Source organism: Mycobacterium shunyiense, assembly GCF_058270075.1.
Genome location: NZ_JBZDPU010000036.1, coordinates 1 through 6,347, shown reverse-complemented (window position 1 = coordinate 6,347; position 6,347 = coordinate 1). Strand labels below are relative to the sequence as shown.

General features: G+C 64.6%; 5 protein-coding genes. 4 read left to right on the top strand and 1 reads right to left on the bottom strand.

The annotated features are described in order from the left end of the window. Positions 1–199: 199 nt before the first annotated feature. Positions 200–1,447 (top strand): lipase family protein, encoded by a 1,248-nt coding sequence (locus AC4ELH_RS29480; protein WP_498888372.1) that lies wholly within the window; start codon positions 200–202, stop codon positions 1,445–1,447. 83 nt (positions 1,448–1,530) lie between these two features. Further along, positions 1,531–2,376 (top strand): LLM class F420-dependent oxidoreductase, encoded by an 846-nt coding sequence (locus AC4ELH_RS29475; RefSeq protein ID WP_498888370.1) that lies wholly within the window; start codon positions 1,531–1,533, stop codon positions 2,374–2,376. Positions 2,377–2,571: 195 nt separating this feature from the next. Here AC4ELH_RS29475 and AC4ELH_RS29470 read toward each other — a convergent pair whose 3' ends face one another. Further along, positions 2,572–3,303, bottom strand: coding sequence for a helix-turn-helix domain-containing protein (locus tag AC4ELH_RS29470; RefSeq protein ID WP_498888368.1), 732 nt, complete (start codon positions 3,301–3,303; stop codon positions 2,572–2,574). Between the two features lie 69 nt (positions 3,304–3,372). Between AC4ELH_RS29470 and AC4ELH_RS29465 the strand changes: the two genes are divergently transcribed. Both AC4ELH_RS29465 and AC4ELH_RS29460 read left to right on the top strand, forming a co-directional pair. Then, entirely contained in the window at positions 3,373–5,259 is a 1,887-nt protein-coding gene (locus AC4ELH_RS29465) for a S9 family peptidase (RefSeq protein WP_498888366.1), read from the top strand. Between the two features lie 44 nt (positions 5,260–5,303). Next, positions 5,304–5,942, top strand: coding sequence for a DUF3159 domain-containing protein (locus AC4ELH_RS29460; protein WP_498888374.1), 639 nt, complete (start codon positions 5,304–5,306; stop codon positions 5,940–5,942). Positions 5,943–6,347 lie beyond the last annotated feature (405 nt).

Genomic DNA, 6,347 nt, shown 5'->3' with positions numbered 1-6,347 from the left:
CTACCGGGCAGCAGCTGTCCTACGCGCCGTCACCCTCTGGCTTCTAGTTTTGTCAGACACGCCCTAGTCCAGCCAAAGGAAACCAACGATGATTCCCTTTTCGGGTGACGAATCTGCACACGTCCCGAAATACCGCACGCGAAGCTGGGTCAAATCGTTGATCATCGTCCTGTGTGTCGTTGCGTCAGTGTCGTTTTCGGTGAACACGCCGGTTGCTCGCGCTGACGAATCACAGTACTGGGCCTTCTACACGCCGCCGGATCCCCTGCCCGCGGGCGTACCGGGTGATCTCATCCGAACCGAGCCTTCCAGGCTGGTTCTGGAGCCTTCCGGACAACTGGGCTCCTTCGTGGGGACCGGAACCCGAATCATGTATCGCAGCACCGATGCTCAGGGGCATCCCGTGGCGGTCACGGGCACCTATATCGAGCCTGATGTCGCGTGGCCCGGCAGCGGGCCCCGCCCGTTGCTTGCCTACGCCACGGCCCCGTACGGAATGGGAGAGCAGTGCGCTCCGTCGCGCCTGTTCAACCAAGGCATCCATGCCTCGTTGGATACAGGCTTCGACCTGATGTTCAACCTCGAGGAGGGATTCATCGCGACCCTGCTGGCGCGTGGCTTCGCGATAGTGGTCACCGACGGTGTCGGATTGGGGGTGCACGGTCAGATGGCGCCCCAGTTCCTGAACCGCGTCGCAGGCGGGACCGCACTGAACGATGCTGCGCGGGCGGCGATGAAACTGCCCGGTACCTCGTTGGATCCGCGTGGTCCCGTTGCCTTCTGGGGCTGGCTGGCGGGCGGCGGCCATGCCGCTTTGGCGGCGGCCGAGCTGGCCGGTGCGTACGCACCCGAACTCAACGTGGTTGGCACCTATGCCAACGGCGCCACAACCGATCTGCCAAGCATGTTGCCGCCTCTTGACGGAAACCAGCTCGCCGGATCCCTTGGGTGGGTGCTACGAGGGATTCAAGAAGCGTATCCCGATATGACCCAACCGATTGCGGATTCCCTCACCCCGCGCGGTGTGGAGATGCTGGCCAACACCAGCAGGCAGTGCATGATCCAAACCGGCATCAACTATGCGTTCCGCCATCTGCAGCCATGGTTCAAGAAAGACCTCTATCAATCGGTGCGCGAGGAACCACTGAGCTCCATCCTGGCGATGCAGCGAATTGGAAACGTGAAACCAACTGGACCGGTGTATCTTTCGCATAACCGGTGGGATTCTTTCGCGCCATACGAGTCGGTGGTGGCAACCGCGAGAGATTGGTGTGCGCTCGGAGCCGACGTCACATTGTGGACCAACGAGCAACCACCTTTCCTCAACAAGACGGATACCAACTCACTCCTGACCGCCTTCGTCGACGGTGAGCGGAGCATCGCCTGGATCGCCGACCGCTTCAACGGCGTGCCAACCTCACCCACCTGCAGTCAGCTGTCGGAGTGAACACCGATGCCAGTCGAGCTCAAAGTTGCAGTCCTGCAGTACATATCGGAATATTCGTGGGTTCACGACTGGTTGACTGACTCATGACTAGCTTAAATCTGGGCACCTTCGGCGTATTCGGCCTTTTCCAGCAGTGGAAACAAATGACCGCCGCGCAACTGAGGGATATCGAGGCGCTCGGCTACGGCGCGATCTGGGCAGGCGGCTCGCCGCCGGCCGAACTCGACTGGGTTGAGTCAATCCTTGAGCCGACGAAGACGCTGAAGGTGGCAACGGGCATCGTCAACATCTGGTCGGCGGCCGCCGGCAAGGTCGCCGAGTCGTTTCACCGTATCGATACGGCACACCCCGGACGATTCCTGCTCGGGATCGGGGCCGGACATCCCGAGCTGATCGCCGAGTACAAGAAACCCTACGACGCGCTCGCCGAATACCTCACCAAACTCGATGAATACGGCGTGCCAAAGGACCAGCGCGTCGTCGCCGCGCTCGGCCCCCAGGTCCTGAAGCTGGCCGCACGCCGCAGCGCGGGAGCCCATCCCTACCTGACCACCCCGCAACACACCGCTCAGGCGCGCGCGTTGGTCGGGCCGGATGCTTTCATCGCCCCGGAACACAAGGTGGTGCTGAACACAGACGCGGCTGAGGCAAGGGCCGTCGGACGCGAAGCTCTCGCCATCTACCTCAAAGGCACCAACTATGTGAACAACTGGAAGCGATTGGGGTTCAACGACTCCGACGTTTCCTCCCCCGGCAGCGATGCCCTGATCGACGCCCTCGTCGCGTATGGCAGTACCGATGCCATCGCAGCCAGACTGAAGGAGCATCTCGTTGCCGGCGCGACCCACGTGCCTGTGCAAGTCCTGACCGGTCCCGACAACCTGATTCCCTCCCTTACCGCATTGGCCGGACCGCTCGGCCTCATCTGATCCACAGTGCGCGGATCACCGATTGATCGAGCTGACCCTTCGCCGGGCTCGGCGATCAGCGAAACGCGTCGAGCCGCTCGCCGGCCCACTGCCGGAACGTGCGTCCGGGCCTTCCGGTGATGCGCTCGACGATTACTTCGCGCGGCACCCCCACGACAATGAGCCGCCGAGTACCGGCTCGCGCCGCTGCCAAACCTAGGTGGCGAGCCGCCGCACGATCTGACCGGCCCGGCGCAGCACGTCCATCTGCGCCGGGTTGTAGAGATCGGCCATCGCGTCATCGATGGTCTTCTCGGCGAAGTTTGCACCGCGCGGCGCGTCGGCGCGGGCCTCGGCGAGTCCGGGATGAGCCTGCCGGACCGACCAGATGTAGGGCGCCAGCCGCTCGGCGAGATCCTGGCGGGCCGCCTCATCGGCGTCGGCGGACAGCGTGTCCAGCTCCGATGCGGCCGGATCCTCGCGGGTGTCCCTGATCAGGTCGGCATAAACCTGTCGGCCGCGCGGGCCCAGCACCCGGCTCAGGACCACCACCAGTTTGCGATCCGCGTCGGTCATCTTGGCGACGGCGTCCACGGGCGCGAACTCGGGCGGCAAATCCGTCGGCGCGGAGCTCTCCAGCAGCTCGCCGAGCTCGTCGCGGGCCCGTTGCAACCGGTCAATGGTCGCCGCCAGCTCGGCGTCCAGTTCCCGCAACGCCTGTTCCGGATGCTCGTCGGTGTCACCCATCGCCGCGATGTGCGGGAGCGAGAACCCCAAGTCGACGAGTCGTTTGATGCGGACCAATCGGACCAGGTGTGCCACGCCGTACTGCTTGTATCCGTTTGACCGGCGTTCGGGCTCCGGGAGCAGGCCGACCTGGTGGTAATGGCGGACGGCGCGCAAGCTGGTGCCGGCCAGTTCGGCGATCTCCCGAGTACTCCACGCCACCTGTCCATCATGCCCAGGCCCATGCCCGGGACTTGACTGTGCCGTTGCGTCCGAGTGTGCGATGGAGGGATGCCAACACCTGAGTTGCTCTCAGTCGACGATCTGTTCGCGCCGCCCGCCCGCGCGCAGGCATCGATCTCACCCGACGGCACCCGTATCGCCTACCTCGCGCCATGGCGGGACCGCCTCAACATCTGGATCCAGGACGTGGACAACCTCGACGGCGAGCCGCAGCGCATTACCGCCGACTGCACCCGCAGCATCATTCATTACGAGTGGACCAGGGACTCCCGCTGGCTGCTCTACCTGCAGGACACCGGCGGCGACGAGAACTGGCATGTCTTCCGGGCCGACCCGCGGGACCCCGAGGCCGGTGCGGTCGATCTGACCCCGTTCCCGGGAGCGATGGCCGGCCACGAACTGCTCGGCGATCCGGCCAAGGCCATGGTGTACTCCAACAAGCGCACACCGACCCTGATGGACGCCTACGAGCTGGACATCGCCACCGGTGAACTCACCATGGTGGCGAAGAACCCCGGCAAGGGAGCAGGCTGGCGGGCCAGCAGCAACGGCGACTTGTTCTCCACCGCACTCAATGCCGACGGTGACGTGGAGCTGTTGCAGTGGGAGCCTCGGACCGAGACGCTGCGCTCCATCGTCACCTTCGACGGCCGTGACTACACGATGGGGCTCTACCCGATCACCGTCACGCCGGACGGCACCGGCATCTGGATCGGCTCCAACGACGGCACCGACCGGACCCGCATCGTGCGCGTCGACGTCATCACCGGCGAGCAGACCCACGTCGACAGCCATCCGGTCTACGACGTGGACACCCGCGCCAGCGTGTTCACCACGCTGGCCGAGCCGCTGATCCTGGACCGGCGCACCGGCGATCTGCTCGGGGTGCGGTACCTGTTGGAGCGTCAGGTGATTCAGCCGCTGGATCCGCACTTCGCGGCGGTGCTGGCGAACCTGGAGAAGCTGTCTGACGGCGACGTGAACGCCCTGAGCTCCGACCTGACCGGCCGACGCTGGGTGGTCAGCTTCACCCATGACCGCGAAGCCGGGATGACCTACCTCTACGACCACGACACCGGGGACAGCCGGCTGCTGTTCGGGTCTCATCCGCAGCTGGATCCCGAGGTCCTGGCGGCGATGGACCCCGTCACCATCCGCTCGCGCGACGGGCTGGATCTGCACGGGTATCTGACCCTGCCGGTCGGGGTGCCGCCGAAGGATCTGCCGATGGTGCTGCTGGCGCACGGCGGGCCCTGGGCGCGGGACGGTTGGATGTTCACCCCGCCGGTGCAGCTGCTCGCCAACCGCGGATATGCGGTGCTGCAGGTCAACTTCCGCGGGTCGGCGGGCTTCGGCAAGGCCTTCACCAAAGCCGCGGTCGGTGAGTTCGCCGGCAAGATGCACGACGATCTGATCGACAGTGTGGACTGGGCCGTCGAGCAGGGGTACGCGGATCCGAAGCGGGTCGCCATCTTCGGTGGCTCCTACGGCGGATACGCGACGCTGGTCGGCGTCACTTTCACACCCGATGTGTTCGCTGCCGCAGTCGATTACGTCGGCATCTCTGATCTGAGCAACTTCATGCGGACGCTACCCGACATCGCCCGCCCGCACCTGGCCAACAACTGGCACCTGTTCGTCGGCGACCCCGACGACCCGAACCAGTTGGCCGACATGCTGTCCCGTTCGCCGATCACGAAGGTCGACCAGATCAGCACGCCACTGTTGGTCATCCAGGGCGCCAACGATGTTCGCGTGGTCCAGGCCGAGTCCGACAACCTGGTCGAGGCGTTACGCGACCGCGGAGTCGAGGTGGAGTACATGATCAAACACGACGAGGGGCACGGATTCATCAACCCGGACAACGTGATCGACATGTACAAGACCGTCGACCGCTTCCTCGCCGAGCACCTAGGTGATGGAAGGAAATCGTGACCAACGGACCGGGGCAAGGACATTCACCGACGTTGCTCGAACGCATGGGCGGGGTGTCCGGGCTGGTGTACGCCAGTCTGCCCACATTTGCCTATGTCATCGCGAACGCGATCGCCGGCCTGGACGCCGCGGTCGTGATATCCGTCAGCGTCAGCGTCGGTCTGATCATGCTCCGGCTGTTGCGCAAGCAGCCTATTCAGCCGGCGGTATCCGGACTACTCGGGGTAGTCGTCGCCGCGCTGATCGCCTACTACACCGGGTCCGCCGAAGACTACTTCCTGCCTGGAATCTGGCTCAGTCTTGCGATGGCGACCGTGTTCGCCGTATCCCTCTTGGCGCGACGCCCCTTGGTCGGAGTGATATGGAACCTGCTGCGTAGCGCCGGGCCCGATCGGTCATGGCGCGCCGACACCGTGGCGCTGCACGCGTTCGACGTCGCCACACTGGCATTCGTGGCGCTGTTCTCCGCGCGATTCGTTGTGCAGCAATGGCTTTACGATGGCGGCTTCACCGGCTGGCTGGCGCTTGCCCGGATCGCCATGGGCTATCCACTGCTCGGCGCGGTATCCGTGGTGGTGTACTGGGCGGTCCGCCGCGCGAACCGGCAGATCGGCTCAGACATCGACCGGCACAGCACCGGGACCGGTGCGAGCGACTCGCCGGAACCCGCCGCGTGCCCCTGATGCGGTGATGGGGCGGTTCCTGGTCAGTCGTGAGTCGTTGATTCTGGCGCAGTAGATTCCGATGCCGCCCAGGATTTGAACGGTGGTTTGGTCCAGACGTTCGGGCGAGGTTGTCGTTGCATGATCGGACCAAGACGTGCATGTCGACGTTGCGTTAACGCATCGAGGTGTGGTGCCGCGGCGCAGTAAGTTCGGCGTGCCGACGTACATATTGCCCAGATGGCAAGTTCACTTGCCACCTCAGACCGCAGGCGGCCACCCTCGTGGCGTGACCACACCACCGAACCCATTTGACGATCCCGCCCACGTCGCCATGTACGCCAAGCGCGCCGGGCAGATTGAGGTGAGCCCGTTGTAGTGGTCCAGTCGTTATGGGACTCTGTTGCCCGAGTGCTCGGGCAGGAA

Excerpts from the sequence above, each read along its gene's own strand:
- AC4ELH_RS29475 (WP_498888370.1), top strand. The coding sequence starts at position 1,531 with ATGACTAGCTTAAATCTGGGCACCTTCGGCGTATTCGGCCTTTTCCAG.
- AC4ELH_RS29460 (WP_498888374.1), top strand. The coding sequence starts at position 5,304 with ATGGGCGGGGTGTCCGGGCTGGTGTACGCCAGTCTGCCCACATTTGCC.
- AC4ELH_RS29465 (WP_498888366.1), top strand. The coding sequence starts at position 3,373 with ATGCCAACACCTGAGTTGCTCTCAGTCGACGATCTGTTCGCGCCGCCC.